The sequence below is a fragment of the Pseudomonas syringae genome (assembly GCF_021606685.1).
Taxonomy (GTDB): domain Bacteria; phylum Pseudomonadota; class Gammaproteobacteria; order Pseudomonadales; family Pseudomonadaceae; genus Aquipseudomonas; species Aquipseudomonas syringae_R.
Genome location: NZ_WKCB01000036.1, coordinates 1 through 13,729, shown reverse-complemented (window position 1 = coordinate 13,729; position 13,729 = coordinate 1). Strand labels below are relative to the sequence as shown.

At 58.2% G+C, this 13,729-nt stretch carries 17 protein-coding genes; 9 read left to right on the top strand and 8 right to left on the bottom strand.

Annotated elements, in window-relative coordinates:
• Nucleotides 1–2 precede the first annotated feature (2 nt).
• A complete protein-coding gene (locus GIW02_RS15220) occupies nt 3–395 on the top strand; it encodes a carboxymuconolactone decarboxylase family protein (RefSeq protein ID WP_236416873.1) in 393 nt (130 codons plus the stop codon).
• A 75-nt stretch (nt 396–470) separates the two neighbouring features.
• On the opposite strand, the gene GIW02_RS15215 is transcribed toward GIW02_RS15220, so the two are convergent.
• The 3 genes from GIW02_RS15215 to GIW02_RS15205 are packed head-to-tail and all read right to left on the bottom strand — an operon-like array spanning nt 471 to nt 3,445.
• Nucleotides 471–1,472 carry a zinc-dependent alcohol dehydrogenase family protein gene (locus GIW02_RS15215; protein WP_236416875.1) on the bottom strand — a complete coding sequence of 334 codons (1,002 nt, stop codon included), beginning with the start codon at nt 1,470–1,472 and terminating at the stop codon, nt 471–473.
• Between the two features lie 38 nt (nt 1,473–1,510).
• Nucleotides 1,511–2,518 carry an LLM class oxidoreductase gene (locus GIW02_RS15210; RefSeq protein WP_236416877.1) on the bottom strand — a complete coding sequence of 336 codons (1,008 nt, stop codon included), beginning with the start codon at nt 2,516–2,518 and terminating at the stop codon, nt 1,511–1,513.
• A 9-nt stretch (nt 2,519–2,527) separates the two neighbouring features.
• On the bottom strand, nt 2,528–3,445 hold the full coding sequence (locus GIW02_RS15205) for a TIM barrel protein (protein ID WP_236416886.1): 918 nt from the start codon (nt 3,443–3,445) through the stop codon (nt 2,528–2,530).
• A 129-nt stretch (nt 3,446–3,574) separates the two neighbouring features.
• Here GIW02_RS15205 and GIW02_RS15200 point away from each other — a divergent pair, with 129 nt between their 5' ends.
• Genes GIW02_RS15200 through GIW02_RS15175 form a run of 6 tightly spaced genes read left to right on the top strand, consistent with a single transcriptional unit; the run spans nt 3,575 to nt 7,232 of the window.
• Nucleotides 3,575–4,222 carry a TVP38/TMEM64 family protein gene (locus GIW02_RS15200; protein ID WP_236421923.1) on the top strand — a complete coding sequence of 216 codons (648 nt, stop codon included), beginning with the start codon at nt 3,575–3,577 and terminating at the stop codon, nt 4,220–4,222.
• A 10-nt stretch (nt 4,223–4,232) separates the two neighbouring features.
• Nucleotides 4,233–4,616 (top strand): nuclear transport factor 2 family protein, encoded by a 384-nt coding sequence (locus GIW02_RS15195; protein WP_010656555.1) that lies wholly within the window; start codon nt 4,233–4,235, stop codon nt 4,614–4,616.
• Nucleotides 4,617–4,673: 57 nt separating this feature from the next.
• Nucleotides 4,674–5,060, top strand: a complete 387-nt coding sequence (locus GIW02_RS15190) for a nuclear transport factor 2 family protein (RefSeq protein WP_064052537.1) — start codon at nt 4,674–4,676, stop codon at nt 5,058–5,060.
• 44 nt (nt 5,061–5,104) lie between these two features.
• On the top strand, nt 5,105–5,554 hold the full coding sequence (locus GIW02_RS15185) for an SRPBCC family protein (RefSeq protein ID WP_236416885.1): 450 nt from the start codon (nt 5,105–5,107) through the stop codon (nt 5,552–5,554).
• A 56-nt stretch (nt 5,555–5,610) separates the two neighbouring features.
• A complete protein-coding gene (locus GIW02_RS15180; protein WP_236421921.1) occupies nt 5,611–6,201 on the top strand; it encodes a flavin reductase family protein in 591 nt (196 codons plus the stop codon).
• Nucleotides 6,198–7,232 (top strand): aldo/keto reductase, encoded by a 1,035-nt coding sequence (locus GIW02_RS15175; protein WP_236417420.1) that lies wholly within the window; start codon nt 6,198–6,200, stop codon nt 7,230–7,232. The genes GIW02_RS15180 and GIW02_RS15175 overlap by 4 nt, the downstream gene beginning before the upstream one ends.
• 49 nt (nt 7,233–7,281) lie before the next feature.
• Here the strand turns inward: GIW02_RS15175 and GIW02_RS15170 are convergent, their stop codons facing one another.
• From GIW02_RS15170 to GIW02_RS15155, 4 genes are all read right to left on the bottom strand, one after another.
• On the bottom strand, nt 7,282–8,577 hold the full coding sequence (locus GIW02_RS15170) for an NAD(P)/FAD-dependent oxidoreductase (RefSeq protein WP_236417418.1): 1,296 nt from the start codon (nt 8,575–8,577) through the stop codon (nt 7,282–7,284).
• A gap of 106 nt (nt 8,578–8,683) precedes the next feature.
• Nucleotides 8,684–9,427 carry an SDR family oxidoreductase gene (locus GIW02_RS15165; protein ID WP_236417416.1) on the bottom strand — a complete coding sequence of 248 codons (744 nt, stop codon included), beginning with the start codon at nt 9,425–9,427 and terminating at the stop codon, nt 8,684–8,686.
• A 69-nt stretch (nt 9,428–9,496) separates the two neighbouring features.
• A complete protein-coding gene (locus GIW02_RS15160; protein ID WP_236417414.1) occupies nt 9,497–10,600 on the bottom strand; it encodes an alkene reductase in 1,104 nt (367 codons plus the stop codon).
• A gap of 52 nt (nt 10,601–10,652) precedes the next feature.
• Nucleotides 10,653–11,234, bottom strand: a complete 582-nt coding sequence (locus GIW02_RS15155) for a TetR/AcrR family transcriptional regulator (protein WP_010656561.1) — start codon at nt 11,232–11,234, stop codon at nt 10,653–10,655.
• 106 nt (nt 11,235–11,340) lie between these two features.
• Here GIW02_RS15155 and GIW02_RS15150 point away from each other — a divergent pair, with 106 nt between their 5' ends.
• Together GIW02_RS15150 and GIW02_RS15145 are read left to right on the top strand one after the other, a co-directional pair.
• Nucleotides 11,341–11,676, top strand: a complete 336-nt coding sequence (locus tag GIW02_RS15150) for a LysR family transcriptional regulator (protein ID WP_236417405.1) — start codon at nt 11,341–11,343, stop codon at nt 11,674–11,676.
• 109 nt (nt 11,677–11,785) lie between these two features.
• Complete coding sequence (locus GIW02_RS15145; RefSeq protein WP_236417403.1) at nt 11,786–12,418, top strand: TetR/AcrR family transcriptional regulator; 633 nt, start codon at nt 11,786–11,788, stop codon at nt 12,416–12,418.
• A gap of 33 nt (nt 12,419–12,451) precedes the next feature.
• On the opposite strand, the gene GIW02_RS15140 is transcribed toward GIW02_RS15145, so the two are convergent.
• Nucleotides 12,452–13,654, bottom strand: coding sequence for a pyridoxal phosphate-dependent aminotransferase (locus GIW02_RS15140; RefSeq protein ID WP_236417401.1), 1,203 nt, complete (start codon nt 13,652–13,654; stop codon nt 12,452–12,454).
• Between the last annotated feature and the right edge of the window lie 75 nt (nt 13,655–13,729).

Sequence of the window (13,729 nt, the reverse complement as noted above, 5' to 3'; positions counted from 1 at the left end):
CCATGAGCAATAACGAACTGTTTGATAAAGGCTTCGAGAATCGCAAAACCGTACTAGGTGCCGCCCATGTCGAGAAGTCCTGGTCGTCGGCAGACGACTTCAATAAACCCATGCAAGCGCTGGTAACCGAGTATTGCTGGGGCGCCGTGTGGGGGGATGAGACCTTGCCGTTCAAAACCCGCAGCCTGCTCAACATCGGCATGCTGACGGCCATGAACCAGCACCATGAGCTGGGCGTGCACGTGAAGGGCGCGCTGACCAATGGCGTGTCCGTCGAGGAGATTCGCGCAGCGTTGATGCAGGCTGCAATCTACGCGGGTGTGCCGAGCGCATTGGCGGCGTTCCGAGTTGCCACGGAAGCCATCAAGGCCTGGGACACCGAACATCGCCGTTAAGCCTCGAAAACCAAAACGCAGCCCTCGGGCTGCGTTTTGCGTTGTGATTACAGTGCCGCGATTTGTCGACAGCCATCAAACGACATCAATAACCACCTTCCCAACCATCTTGCCCGACTCCTGCAACCTATGAGCTGCGTGTGCGTCGGCCAGGGAGAAGCGCTGCTCGTCCAGCAATGGAGCGAGCCTGCCCGCCTCGGCAAGGCGTGTGGCATGCCGCAGAATCTCAACGTGATGCGCACGCCCTTCCCCGCTCAACATCGGCAACAATACGAATATCCCGGACACCGTCACGCACCGCAACGAGCTTGGCGCCAGGTTGTGAGTGCCGAACGCAAAGCAACTCAGTACATGACCATAGGCACGAGCGGCTACCAGCGAATCATCAAGGGTCTGACCGCCGACGGTATCGTAAACCAGGTCGAAACCTGCCCCATCCGTATGCTGTTTTACATACTGCTCAACCGTACCGCTGCGGTAATCGATGGCCGTTGCACCATAGGACTCAACAATTGCGCGCTTCTGGGATGATGCTGTGGCGAACACCTTGGCGCCATGGGCAACCGCGATTTGCACCGCCATGTGCCCTACTCCGCCGGCGCCGCCTTGCACCAGCACAGACTGCCCCGCTTGCAGGCCAGCACGGTCAATCAGCCCCTCCCACGCGGTCAGGAATACCAACGGTATCGCCGCGGCTTCGCGCATGCTGAGGTTGTTCGGCTTGAGGGCCAGCAGATCAGCGTCTACGGCGGCGTACTCCGCCATGGAACCTTGAAGGCCACGCACGCCACCTGTCAGCCCATACACTTTGTCCCCAACCTTGAAGCGGGTGACGCCATCCCCCACGGCTTCCACCACGCCGGCGAGGTCCGTGCCGAGAATCGCGGGAAGTTCAGGCATCGCATAGGGCGCCTGCCCCTTGCGAATCATGAAATCAATCGGGTTGACCCCGCTCGCCGCTATCTTGACAAGCACTTGGCCGGCTCCAGCCAAGGGGCGATCAACCTGGGTCAGGGTGAATGTACCTTGGGCATAATCGCTCAAGACCTGAGCCTGCATCTGTGTCTGTATGCTCATGACGCTCTCCTGTTTACAGCCTGGTAAATCGCCCGTCTTTACCTTTGAGTAACAATGGTTGGCGCAGTGTGGAGACCTCGTGTCAGCGCGGGAAATTGCGGCACGATGAACTCTGCCAATTCGTCCAGAACCTCCTGGGCCGGGCGCTGCCCATATTTGAGCTGGATCATCACATGGTTAACCCCGAAGGATTGCAGGGTGTGCAGCATCTCCAGCAGCGCATTGCGGCCTAACCTGAAGCCTTGGTGAATAGGTGTGGGGGCGGTATCGGGGTCGTGGGTCAGATCGATAAAGAGGGACTGACTGAATGGTTTGAAGGCATCGCCTGCCTGCTCGCGCACAGTCTCGTGCCAGAGGCGAACGATATCCCTTTGCTTATCCAAGGCGCGCGGGTAAGAGATCCAACCGTCGGCTTCCCTGGCGATCCACTGCAATGTCTGGCGACTACTGCCGGTGATAAGTAATGGAATGGATTGGCCTGAGGGTTTGGGCACCAGGTCTGCATGCCTCAACTCGCCCTCGCTCCAGCGAATCGGTTCGAACTGAGTGCCGAGGGATTTGCGCATAACCTCCAGATGCTCGACGAATCGCTCCCCACGGCTGTGGGACTCCACATTGAAAGCCGGGTATTCCACCGGACGGTCGCCAGACGCCACGCCGAGCAAAAACTTGCCGCCGCTGAGTTGATCGATGCTCGCTGCAGCCTTGGCCAAATGGAGCGGATGACGAATGGGAACAACGATCGCGGCGGTTCCCAGTGCGATATCCCGGGTTTGCCCGGCAAGATAGCCCAGGTAAGTCCAGGGGTCGTAGATTTGCCCGACATCGCCAAACGTCGGATCGCGCAGCGGAACATCACGAAACCATAAGGAGGCAAAACCGGCCTTTTCCGCCTGCTGAGCGAGCGATACCTGGTTGCGCATTGTGGGCATATCGCCCTCGTAGGCCTCTATCGGAAAAAACAAACCCAAGGTCAGTTTCCCTGGCTGGAAGGTCCGACGAAAACCCGGTAACGCCTGGTACGGTGTACTGGACAACGAAAACATAAAAACTCCTTATTGATGATCGACGTGACGGGCCCAATGCGGGAATTTGCGCACGCGCTCGTCCATGCTGCGAAGGGCCTCCAGCGACTTGCGCAGCTTGGTGAAGGCATCGCCGCTTTCATCCCATCCTTGCCAACCGATATAGCCGTCGTAACCCAACCGTTTCAGCAGCGCCATGACCGCAAAATTGTCCATTTCGCCCTGGTCGAGGGTTTCAATGGTCGCGGTCTGGCCCCAGCCCAGCGGGCTGCGGCGTGAACCTGAAAGATTCACTTGCTTGAGAAAGGGCAGCGCACGCCTGAGCGTGGCGCCCAGCCGCTCGCCGTCGCCGGCGTACCAGTGGTAGCCGCAGAAAACGATACCCAGATTGGGGTGATTGAGTCGCTCACAAATGCGCAGCGCGTCGTCGTGCTTTTCGCTCCAGTGCAGTAAATGCGAGTAGATCAGGATGCGGATATTGCGCTGCTGCGCGATAGACAAAGCTTCGGCCAACCAGCGCACTACGGGCTCATCGCCTCTAGGGTCCGAACGCGGGAAGTCCCCTGCGGTTTTGATCGCCAACTCAACGGTGGAGCCTGGCGGAGCCACTTTCAGCATCTGATAGATGCCCGCGTTCTGCTCCGCCTCTACGCCAAGGCGCAGGTTGAGCACGACATAGATGCCCGCTACCTCAAGGTCGTAACGCTCCTTGACGCTGCTCAATTGCTGGACAGCTGCCCAGTTGCGTCCATCCCAGATTGAAAGATAGGTGGCGTCATAACCCACCGCCTTGGTGATCTCGCACCTGTCCTCAAAACTGTAGGTGCCCATGGAGCTGTAGAAACAGGTGTCCTGTGCGTAAAACTTTTGCGTCATGGTGTCCTCCAGCAGGCCGTCAAGTATTGGTCGCAAAGCACCGTCGAACGTCCACTTCGCCTTCACCAACACCGACAGCAAATGTCTTGACACTAACTGTAGTGATCACTATAAAATACACACGTTATGTAGTGATCGCTAGACAAATGGCTTTCAGTGATGTGCCGGACGGGAAGCGTTCCCTCCGATCGAATGAATGGGATGGGCAACGTGATAGACCTGGCGGTACACCACATCGCGCAGTGGATCGAGATTATTCGCTCGCTCGGCGTCGTCGGGATTGCGCTCTATGCCGCGATGTTTGTGGCGGGCACTGTCGCCTTTGTACCCGCCTCGATGCTCACGGCGCTCGCCGGTTTTTTGTACGGCCCGATGTGGGGAACGCTGCTCATCTCGCCCGCTGGCTTGCTGTCTGCAGCGGTCGCGTTCGCCTTGGGCAGATCGCTTCTGCGCCCTTGGGTCAAACGACGCCTGGCGAACAGCCCCACATCAGCGGCGGTCGACCACGCTATCGAGTCGGGAGGTTTTCGGATTGTTTTCCTCTTGCGCCTGGCTTCCATCGTGCCGTTCGCTCCGCTGAGCTACGGCCTCGGAGCCAGCCGAATCGCACGTCGAGATTTCCTCCTGGCGACCTGGATCGGCCTGCTTCCTGGAACATTTCTGTATGCGTATCTGGGCTCTCTGGCGGCTGATTTCGCACAGATAATCAGTGGCGAGGTAACGACCAATCGCTCGACTCAAATGATGACTTGGGCGGGACTGGTCGTTGCATTGATCGCCTTACTGACCATCGCTCGATATGCACGTAAAGCAATCAACCAAGCCCTTCTTCAACCCTCTTCAAACTAGGAGTAACACCATGAGCAACCCAACTTACGTCGAAGACTACAACGCCATCGTCACGGTGCTGAACCACTACAACGAAGGTGGCAAGCAAGCCAAAAGCAGCCTCATGAAACCTGCGTTCAGCGAGCAGGCCACCATCTTTGGTGTAGATGGCGAAGGCAAGCTGACCGGAGGCCCGATCCAGGGTCTGTTCGACATCATCGACAGCGCCTTCCGCCCGTCACCGGAAGCCAAAGGTGCAATCGTCAACGTCGATATCGTGGGCACCGCTGCCAGCGCACGTATCGATACCAATGACATCTCCGGCTTCTGCTTCACCGACTTCTTCAACCTGCTGAAGGTTGATGGAAAGTGGACCGTCATCAGCAAGATCTACCACACCCACGTTGCTCCTTAACCCACCTGTTTGAACCGCGCCCCCATTGGTGCCAAAACCATGTAAAGGAGTTTGACCATGAGCAAAAACATCAAAGCAGTACCCACCCAGGACTACAACGCCGTTGTCGCCGTGGCCCAGCAATACGCAGACGGCCTGCGTGCCGGCAGCCCGGAAGTGCTGGAGCAGGCCTTCCACAAGGAAGCGGTGATGTACGGTTTCACCAACGGCAAACTGTTGGGCGGCCCGATCAGCAACCTGTTCGACTTCGTCCGCACCAATGGCAAGGCACCGGATATCAGCACACGCCTGGACGTGCTGGCGATCACCCCAACCACCGCCGTGGTACGTGTGGACATGGAAAAGGACGCGATTGGCGCCGACTACAACGATTACCTGACACTGATCAAAATCGACGGCACCTGGAAGGTGATCGCCAAGGTTTATCACCAGTTCGAAGGCTGATCCGAGCGGCCTGAACGCAATGATGTTTATTAAGGTGATGAATCATGGCAAAAGTTGAATACAGCGCCGTTGTGGACGGCGACGCCGAGCGCGTTTGGGATGTACTCAAGCGCTTCGGGAAAATCAGCCAGTGGCACCCGGCGATCCCCCAGAGCGTCATCGAAGACGGTCAGCCGGACGGTCTGGTCGGCTGCATCCGCCGGCTGACGTTGCAGGATGGCGCCATTCTGCGCGAGCAGTTGTTGTCGGTAGACGCGGTGAATCTGCAGTTCTCCTACCGCTTCGTTGAAGCGCCACTGCCCGTCGACAACTACGTGTTGACCGTGCGCCTGATCCCGTTGACGGGCAAGGACGAAACCGTGATTCTGTGGTCTGCGACCTTCGATACGCGCGAGCCTGACCCAGAGGGGCAATGGACTTCGACCATCGAGTCGCTCATTGTCGGCGGGCATGAAAGCCTCCAAGTTTACCTGAATCAAACCGCCACCGCGTGAATGTGCACTACCCCGCTCCAGTAATGGATGCGGGGTTCAATTTTTCTGGAGTTACGATGCACGACCACATTGCCGAAGTGCCGCTTGAAAAAGCCTATCGGCTGATCAACCACGGCCCTACCGTGCTGGTTTCTGCTCAACACGAGGAGACTCGAAATGTGATGGCCGCGGCATGGGCCTGTGCATTGGATTTCTCACCGCCCAAAGTCACTGTGGTGCTGGACAAGATCGCCAAAACCCGCGAACTGGTAGAGCGTAGCGGCGTGTTTGTGATTCAGGTTCCCACCGTGGCACAGCTGCAATTGACCCGCGATGTCGGCAGCGTCAGCCTGCAGGAAGATCCACAGAAGCTGGCTCATAGCGGCGTCGAGCTGTTCAGCATCAGCGGCCATGACGTGCCATTCGTGGCGGGCTGCTCGGCTTGGCTGGTGTGCAAGCTGCTGCCCGAACCGCACAACCAATCGACGTACGACCTGTTTATCGGTGAAGTCGTCGCTGCCTGGGCCGACACACGGGTATTCAGCGACGGCCATTGGCACTTTGAGCGTGCGCACCCGGATTTTCGTAGCCTGCACTACATCGCAGGCGGCCATTTTTATGCGATCGGAGAAGCGTTGGACGTCGCGCCAAAGGAGGACACTCAGTGAACCCGATCGAGAAACGCCCGCTCGGTCAATCCAGCGTGGCACTCAGTGCCGTCGGCTTGGGCACGGTGCAGATCGGCTATAACGCCCACATCGATTACGACCAGGCGCTGGCCATCGTGCAGTCAGCTTATGAAGCGGGTATCCGCTATTTCGACACGGCACCGATGTATGGCACTGGCCGCGCGGAATACACCTTGGGTCGTGCGCTACGCGAACTGAATATACGCAACGATGTGGTCGTCAGCACCAAGGTAGGCCGCGTACTCGACACCGGCGACATCCCGGCTGCCCAGCGCCCGACGGACTCAAGGTGGTTCCTGCACAACCCTCACTATCAGTACGACTATACCTATGACGGATTCATGCGCTCGGTGGACCACAGCCTTGAGCGCTCCGGCCTGGATCGTATCGACGTACTCCTGGTGCACGATCTGGGACGTGCCTGGCATGGTCGGCGGGCAGAGGTTTACTGGAATCAGATCCGTGAGGGTGGATTCAAGGCACTGGACGAACTGCGCAGCACAGGGGTGGTGTCTGCCGTAGGCCTGGGTGTCAATGAAACCGAAGTGGTCGTGGAGGTTGCGCGGGAGTTCGCCATCGACTGCGCGATGATCGCCGGCCGTTATACGCTGCTCAATCATGAGCCACTCAACGGGCACTTTGATGAATTGCAACGTCGCGACGTATCGATCATCGCGGCAGGCGCTTTCAATTCAGGCGTGCTGGCGATGGGTGCACGTCCCGACGCAATGTTTGATTATCGTGCCGTCCCGGCCGACATCGCAGCGCGTGTGGCCGTCATACAGTCGATCTGCGCCGACCATGGTGTGGCGATGTCGGCTGCAGCGTTGCAGTTTTGCGCCTCCCACCCAGCTGTACGGGCGCTGGTGTTCGGCGCTCAGTCGGTGGCGGAGGTTCAGCAGAACGTCGCAGCGTTTTCGACACGGATCCCCGGCGCATTTTGGGCACAGCTCAAACATCAGAAACTTATTCCCGAACACGCACCGGTGCCTGGCGAAATCCCGCGCTGACACGCTCAGAGCGCAGTCCACAAGGCGCTGCGCTCTCCCAGTCAATGACCTAGTGCAGTTTCAACCGAGGCGCGGTGCCTCGTCCCAAGCGGTTACCCAACATCAGCAATGCGGTAGGCACCAGTCCATAGAGCGCGACCTGGTGCATGCGGTACAGCGATGCATAGAACACCCGCGCCAACCATCCTTCCAGCGTCACACTGCCCGTCAGTTTACCCAACAGGTTACCCACCGCCGAAAAGCGTGACAGCGAGACCAGCGAACCATAGTCCTTGTAGACATAAGTCGGCAGGGCTTTGCCTTCAAGCCGGGCTTGCAGGCTCTTGACCAGCATCGACGCTTGCTGGTGAGCGGCCTGAGCACGCGGCGGCACATTCTGCTCACTCCCCGGCTGAGGACACGCGGCGCAGTCACCGAAGGCAAAAATATTATCGTCCAGCGTGGTTTGCAGGGTGGGTCGCACCCTCAGCTGGTTGATGGGGTTAGTCTCCAGGCCATCAATATCCTTGAGGAAGGAAGGTGCACGAATACCGGCCGCCCAAACCTTGAGGCTGGCCTCGATCAATTCCCCGTTGCGGGTTTTAAGGTGCTCGGCGGCGACCTCACTGACGGCGGCGTTTGTCATCACGGTCACCCCCAGTTTTTCCAGCGTGCGGTGCACGGGATCGCTGATGCGCTTGGGCAGCGCTGGCAGCACACGGGGACCTGCTTCTATCAAGGTGATGTGCATGTCATGCGGCTGAATGCGATCCAGCCCGTAGGCGGCCAGCTCATGGGCAGCGTTGTGCAACTCGGCAGCCAGCTCCACGCCCGTTGCGCCTGCACCGACGATCGCCACACGGATATTCTCACCCGCAACGCCGAGCGCTTGTGCACGCAGGTAATGGTTGAGCAACTGCTGATGGAAGCGTTCGGCTTGCTCGCGGGTGTCGAGGAACAGGCAGTGCTGTGCCGCACCGACGGTGCCAAAATCATTGGTGGTACTGCCGACGGCGATGACCAGGGTGTCATAGTTCAAAACACGTTCAGGCACCAACTGCCGGCCGGCGCCATCCAGGGTAGGTGCAAGCCGAACGGATCTGGCGGCACGGTCCAGGCCGCTCATGCGGCCGAGTTGGAAATGGAAGTGGTTCCACTTGGCCTGGGCCACGTAGTTCAACTCGTCATCGTGGGCATTGAGTGAGCCCGCCGCGACTTCATGCAACAGTGGCTTCCAGATGTGCGTGAGGTTGGCGTCAACGAGGGTGATGTGAGCGGTGCCGCGCTTGCCAAGGGTCTTGCCCAAACGCGTCGCAAGTTCCAGACCGCCAGCGCCACCGCCGACAATCAAAATACGGTGTGTCATTGAAGGGTCTCATTGCTTTTACAGGGGGAGACAGGACGGATCCTGTAGCGCCCAGGCACACGGCGTTGCGCCGGTGCCTGGGCGGGGTGATTTCAACGTTTATGACTTACCAATCCTGACGGGTCGGCGAAATGATCAGGTCGTTGACGGTGACGTTTTCAGGCTGATTCAGTGCATACACCACTGCGCGACCAATATCGTCCGGCGAGATAGCAATTTTATTCAGCTCTTGAGCCGCTTTACGGCCTGCCGGGTCGGTGACTTTATCGGCCCAACCGGTGTTGATCACACCCGGGCTGACCGTGTTGACACGGATGCCGTGCTGCACGCCCAGCTCTTTGCGCATCGACTCAGTCATGGCCTGCACGAAGAATTTGGTGGAGCTGTAGATACCCGCAGCAGGCCCCACCTGGTGACCGGCGACCGAATCCATATTCAGGATCTGGCCCGACTTCTGTTTCAGCATGAACGGCAACACCGCGGCGATACCATGCAGGTAGCCTTTGATGTTCACGTTGATCATCTTTTCCCAATCATCGGTGGCCAGGTCGACCCAGTTGGAAAACAGCATCAAACCTGCGTTGTTGATCAGGATATCCACCGAACCGAAAGAGTCCTGAGCGAATTGCGCGAGCGCTTTCATATCCTCAGGGTTGGTAACGTCGCTGACGCGACCTACCGCTTCACCGCCCTCGCCTTTCAGTTCGCTGACGATGGCGTCCAGGCCTTGCTGGTCCAGGGCTGCTGCGACAATTCGAACGCCTTTCTCGGACAAGGCACGTGCCGATGCAGCACCCAGGCCGGATGATGCGCCAGTGATGATCGCGGTTTTATTCTGCAGATAGTTCATGGGCGTTCCTCTCATTGGTGACTGCCCGTCTGTGCGGGCAGTTTTTGGGTTATCGCGGATATCAGGGGATCAGTAGTTGCCGACAGGCCAGTCGGTGTACCCCTTCGCGCCGCCGCCGTAATACGACTCGCGCGGTGCGATGGTCAGTTCGGCCCCACGGCGCAAGCGCTCGACCAGGTCCGGGTTGGAGATGAACAGGCGGCCAAACGCTACCGCGTCGATCTTGCCTTGGGCGCGGCGCTCAATAGCCATGTCCAGGTCGTAGTTGTTGTTGCCGATGAAGGGCCCGTTGAACTGCGCGCTCAATGCGTCCATGTCCACGCCTTCCGGTACTTCACGCGAGGTGGCGGTAGCGCCTTCAACGAAGTGCAGGTAAGCCAGATCGAATGCATTGAGTTGCTGGATCAGGTAGCCATACATCGCCATGACATTGCTGTCGGGCGGCGTGTTGCCGGCATCAGGCGTCACCGGCGACAAACGAATGCCAACACGGTCGTTGCCCCAGATTTTGACGATTGCTTCGGTCACTTCCAGGGTCAGGCGCGCACGGTTCTCGATGGAGCCGCCGTACTGGTCGGTGCGATGGTTGGTCGAGTCCCGCAGGAACTGGTCCAGCAGGTAGCTGTTAGCCGAGTGAACCTCTACACCATCAAAACCGGCACGCTTGGCATTCTCGGCAGCACGCTTGTACTGCTCGATGATCCCCGGGATCTCATCGGTTTCAAGCGCCCGTGGCATCGACACCGGAACGAAGCCGTTGGTGGTATAGGTGTCGCCTTCAGCCTTGATCGCGGAAGGTGCGACTGGTGCGGCACCGTCAGGTTGCAACTCGACACTGGAGAACCGCCCCACATGCCACAGCTGGCTGACGATCTTCCCGCCCGCGGCATGCACGGCGTCCGTGACTTTCTTCCAGCCCGCAACCTGCTCTTCGCTCCAGATGCCGGGCGTGGCCGCATAACCGCGACCTTGGGCGGAAATGTTGGTGGCTTCAGCGACGATCAAGCCGGCCGTTGCGCGTTGGGCGTAATACTCGGCGTGCATCTCGTTGGGAATGCCATCTTCGGCATAGCGGCTACGGGTTACAGGCGCCATCAAAATACGGTTGGCGAGTGTCATCGCGCCCAGATTGATGGGGGTGAACAAGTCGGTACGCGTGGCGTTGTCTGTCATGAAAGACCTCATTTAAATAGACCGGTCGTCTAGTAAGTTGGTAAAAAAATAGCTACGACAAAAGTCGTTTTGCCAGAGTCAGAGACGTTTCAAAGGCGTCGTCGCGCTTGCCGATCTTCATCATCAACGAAGCGCCGAGCCAAACCTGATAGAGCGATTGCGCAAGCGTCGCGCTTGGCGCCGTGGACGTGATCGAGCCATCGACAAGCCCTTGCTCAATACAGCGCTCAAGCTTTGCGTGGATAGCCTGCGTGCCTCGGTCGAGCACCAGGCGCATGCCCTCCGAGAGGTCACAGACCTCGGCGCCCAACTTGACCACCAGGCACTTGTCGGTAGGCAAATCAGAGCACTGGGTTTGCGCCCAATACTGGAAGTAACTCAGCAACCTTTGCGCGGCGGGTGCAGAGCCCATCAACAGCGTGTCGACCGTTGCGAGGTAGTCGGAAAAATACTGTTCAAGCAATGCCTGACCAAATTCTTCCTTGGATTTGAAGTAGTGGTAGAACGAACCCTTAGGCACGCTCGCAGCCGCTACCACCTCAGCTAACCCTACGCTGGTGTAGCCTTTGTGAGTCATTAACGTCCTGGCGACATCCAGGATGTGTTGGCGTGTTTCAGAGTGATGCTTTTTCATAATGCAGCCACTCTAATTAAAACTAGACCGGTCGTCTAGTAAATTTTAGAATAGCCTCACGTTCTACGACCAACGGCGAACGAAGACAAATGACAGGGTAAATCTCATGAACACCCCTCCCCCCACGTCAACGTTCAACACCGAGTACCTTGCGCGTTTCAACCTCAATTGCCTGGTGATATTCGCTGCGCTTTACCAGGAAAAAAGTGTCACCAGGGCGTCCGAGCGCTTGAACATTGGGCAGCCCGCGGTCAGCAACAGCCTGTCCAAACTCAGGCTGATTTTTCAGGACCCACTGTTTTTTCGCCGAAACGCAGAGATGGTGCCCACCGCAGTCGCCGATGATATTGCGAAGCATGTGATACCGCTATTGAGCGGTATTGGGCAGGTGCTAGAGCGACACACCGTACCGCCCTTTGGACACGCGTCGCGGTCGACCTGAAAGCTCGGAATGACGCTACGCAACCGAAAATTTCATTTTGTGTATCATTGGGCAGAACTTTCTTCCAGGCATGCTCGTCTGGCGATACGCCCCCAAGGTGCTGCACTCAATGACCAACTCCACCCCAATCCCTGTTCCACGCGCAAAAGGCCGCCCGCGCGCGTTCGACCGCGACCAGGCTCTGCTGCATGCGCTGGCAGTGTTTTGGAAGCGTGGCTACGAGCCGGCCTCTGTGGCGGAATTATGTTCAGCCATGAACATCAGCCCTCCCAGCCTGTATGCGGCGTTTGGCAACAAAGCCAAGTTGTTTCTGGAAGCGGTTGCCTACTACGAAGCGACATTCTGGGATGCCACGTGGGAGCGCATGGACACCGAGACAGACATCGTGCGCGCCATCAGCGACTTCTTCCACACCTCAGCGTCGATCCTGACCGAACCCGAAGCCCCCTGTGGCTGCATGGTCGTACTCGCGGCCGTCAATGTCTCCGACGATGCCGGTGAAGTCACCGCCACGCTCAAGGCTTTACGCCAGGAAGGCCGTGACTATTTACAGCAGCGCCTGGATCGCGCGGTGGAACAAGGTCAGCTCAAACCGAACACCAACACGCGACTGCTCGCCGCCGCCCTGAATACATTGCTTGAAGGCATGTCCCTGCAAGCACATGACGCTGCCAGCCGGGAAGATCTGCAAGGCATCGGCGCAACCGCCATCGCGATGCTGAGCCCTTCCCTCTCAGCTTGACGGAAATCGACGCCGCCATACCCGGCTTTGTGTTCAGGCAAGCTGCTCACATGCAGTCTTGATGCGCGCGCACGCCTGCTCCAACAGCGCTGTGGAGGTTGCAAAGGAGATGCGGAAATAACCCTCCAATCCAAATGCACTCCCCGGCACTACCGCCACCTGCGCGGCCTCGAGCAGGTATTGGCAAACCTCCACGTCATTGGTCAGCACTACGCCCGCAGGGGTTTTGCGGCCGAACAGCCCCGCGCAGGCTGGGAAGAGATAGAACGCGCCCTCCGGACAGCGACACTCCAGACCGGGTGTGTTGTTGAACGCTTCGAGGCAAAGGTCTCTGCGCTGACGAAACACTTCATTGCGCTCAGCCAGAAAATCGATAGGCCCATCCAGCGCGGCCACCGCAGCAGCCTGGGATATCGCGCAGGGGTTGCTCGTGGTCTGGGATTGAATGGTGGCCATGGCGGCGATCAACGGTTTAGGACCGCCCGCATAACCAATGCGCCAGCCCGTCATTGAATACGCCTTTGAAACGCCATTCACGGTCAGCACGCGATCGTGTAACGCCGGTACCTGCGAAGCCAGGGTGGAAAATACCCATCCGTCGTAACTCAGGTGCTCGTACATGTCGTCCGTCAGCACGTAGACCTGCGGATACTCCAACAATACGGCGCCCAATCGATCAAGCTCAGTCGCGCTATAACCCGCACCCGTCGGATTGCTTGGGGAATTCAAAATCAGCCACTTGGTACGCGGAGTGATTGCCTGCTTGAGTTGCTCGGCAGTGATCTTGAAATGCTGATGGGCCGCACAAGGAACCTCAACGGGTGTGCCCCCTGCCAGGCGCACCATGTCCGGATAGGACACCCAGTAAGGCGCAGGAATGATGACCTCATCCCCAGGGTTCAGAGTTGCCTGCAGTGCGTTGATCAGCACTTGCTTGCCGCCGGTGCCGACGCTGATTTCGTCGGTCGTGTAGGTGATGCCGTTTTCACGCTGAAACTTGCGAACGATCGCCGCTTTGAGCTCCGGAGTTCCATCCACATCGGTATAGCGGGTCTGGCCTGCATCAATCGCCGCTTTGGCAGCGGCATTGATGTGATCAGGGGTAGGAAAGTCCGGCTCACCGGTCGACAAGCTGATGATATCTACCCCATTGCGGCGCAGCTCCGCGGCCTTGCGCGTGATTGCCAACGTTGGCGAGGGTTTAACCGCTTTAAGCAGATTTCCGAGCAATTGCATGGGCCTACTCTTTCAGCTTTTGTTGATGGTGCATCAATGCTAACGGCCTCCGGCAGACAATTAAAACAATATATA

Excerpts from the sequence above, each read along its gene's own strand:
- GIW02_RS15220 (WP_236416873.1), top strand. The coding sequence starts at position 3 with ATGAGCAATAACGAACTGTTTGATAAAGGCTTCGAGAATCGCAAAACC.
- GIW02_RS15215 (WP_236416875.1), bottom strand. The coding sequence starts at position 1,472 with ATGAGCATACAGACACAGATGCAGGCTCAGGTCTTGAGCGATTATGCC.
- GIW02_RS15210 (WP_236416877.1), bottom strand. The coding sequence starts at position 2,518 with ATGTTTTCGTTGTCCAGTACACCGTACCAGGCGTTACCGGGTTTTCGT.
- GIW02_RS15200 (WP_236421923.1), top strand. The coding sequence starts at position 3,575 with ATGGGCAACGTGATAGACCTGGCGGTACACCACATCGCGCAGTGGATC.
- GIW02_RS15195 (WP_010656555.1), top strand. The coding sequence starts at position 4,233 with ATGAGCAACCCAACTTACGTCGAAGACTACAACGCCATCGTCACGGTG.
- GIW02_RS15190 (WP_064052537.1), top strand. The coding sequence starts at position 4,674 with ATGAGCAAAAACATCAAAGCAGTACCCACCCAGGACTACAACGCCGTT.
- GIW02_RS15185 (WP_236416885.1), top strand. The coding sequence starts at position 5,105 with ATGGCAAAAGTTGAATACAGCGCCGTTGTGGACGGCGACGCCGAGCGC.
- GIW02_RS15180 (WP_236421921.1), top strand. The coding sequence starts at position 5,611 with ATGCACGACCACATTGCCGAAGTGCCGCTTGAAAAAGCCTATCGGCTG.
- GIW02_RS15170 (WP_236417418.1), bottom strand. The coding sequence starts at position 8,577 with ATGACACACCGTATTTTGATTGTCGGCGGTGGCGCTGGCGGTCTGGAA.
- GIW02_RS15165 (WP_236417416.1), bottom strand. The coding sequence starts at position 9,427 with ATGAACTATCTGCAGAATAAAACCGCGATCATCACTGGCGCATCATCC.
- GIW02_RS15160 (WP_236417414.1), bottom strand. The coding sequence starts at position 10,600 with ATGACAGACAACGCCACGCGTACCGACTTGTTCACCCCCATCAATCTG.
- GIW02_RS15155 (WP_010656561.1), bottom strand. The coding sequence starts at position 11,234 with ATGAAAAAGCATCACTCTGAAACACGCCAACACATCCTGGATGTCGCC.
- GIW02_RS15150 (WP_236417405.1), top strand. The coding sequence starts at position 11,341 with ATGAACACCCCTCCCCCCACGTCAACGTTCAACACCGAGTACCTTGCG.
- GIW02_RS15145 (WP_236417403.1), top strand. The coding sequence starts at position 11,786 with ATGACCAACTCCACCCCAATCCCTGTTCCACGCGCAAAAGGCCGCCCG.
- GIW02_RS15140 (WP_236417401.1), bottom strand. The coding sequence starts at position 13,654 with ATGCAATTGCTCGGAAATCTGCTTAAAGCGGTTAAACCCTCGCCAACG.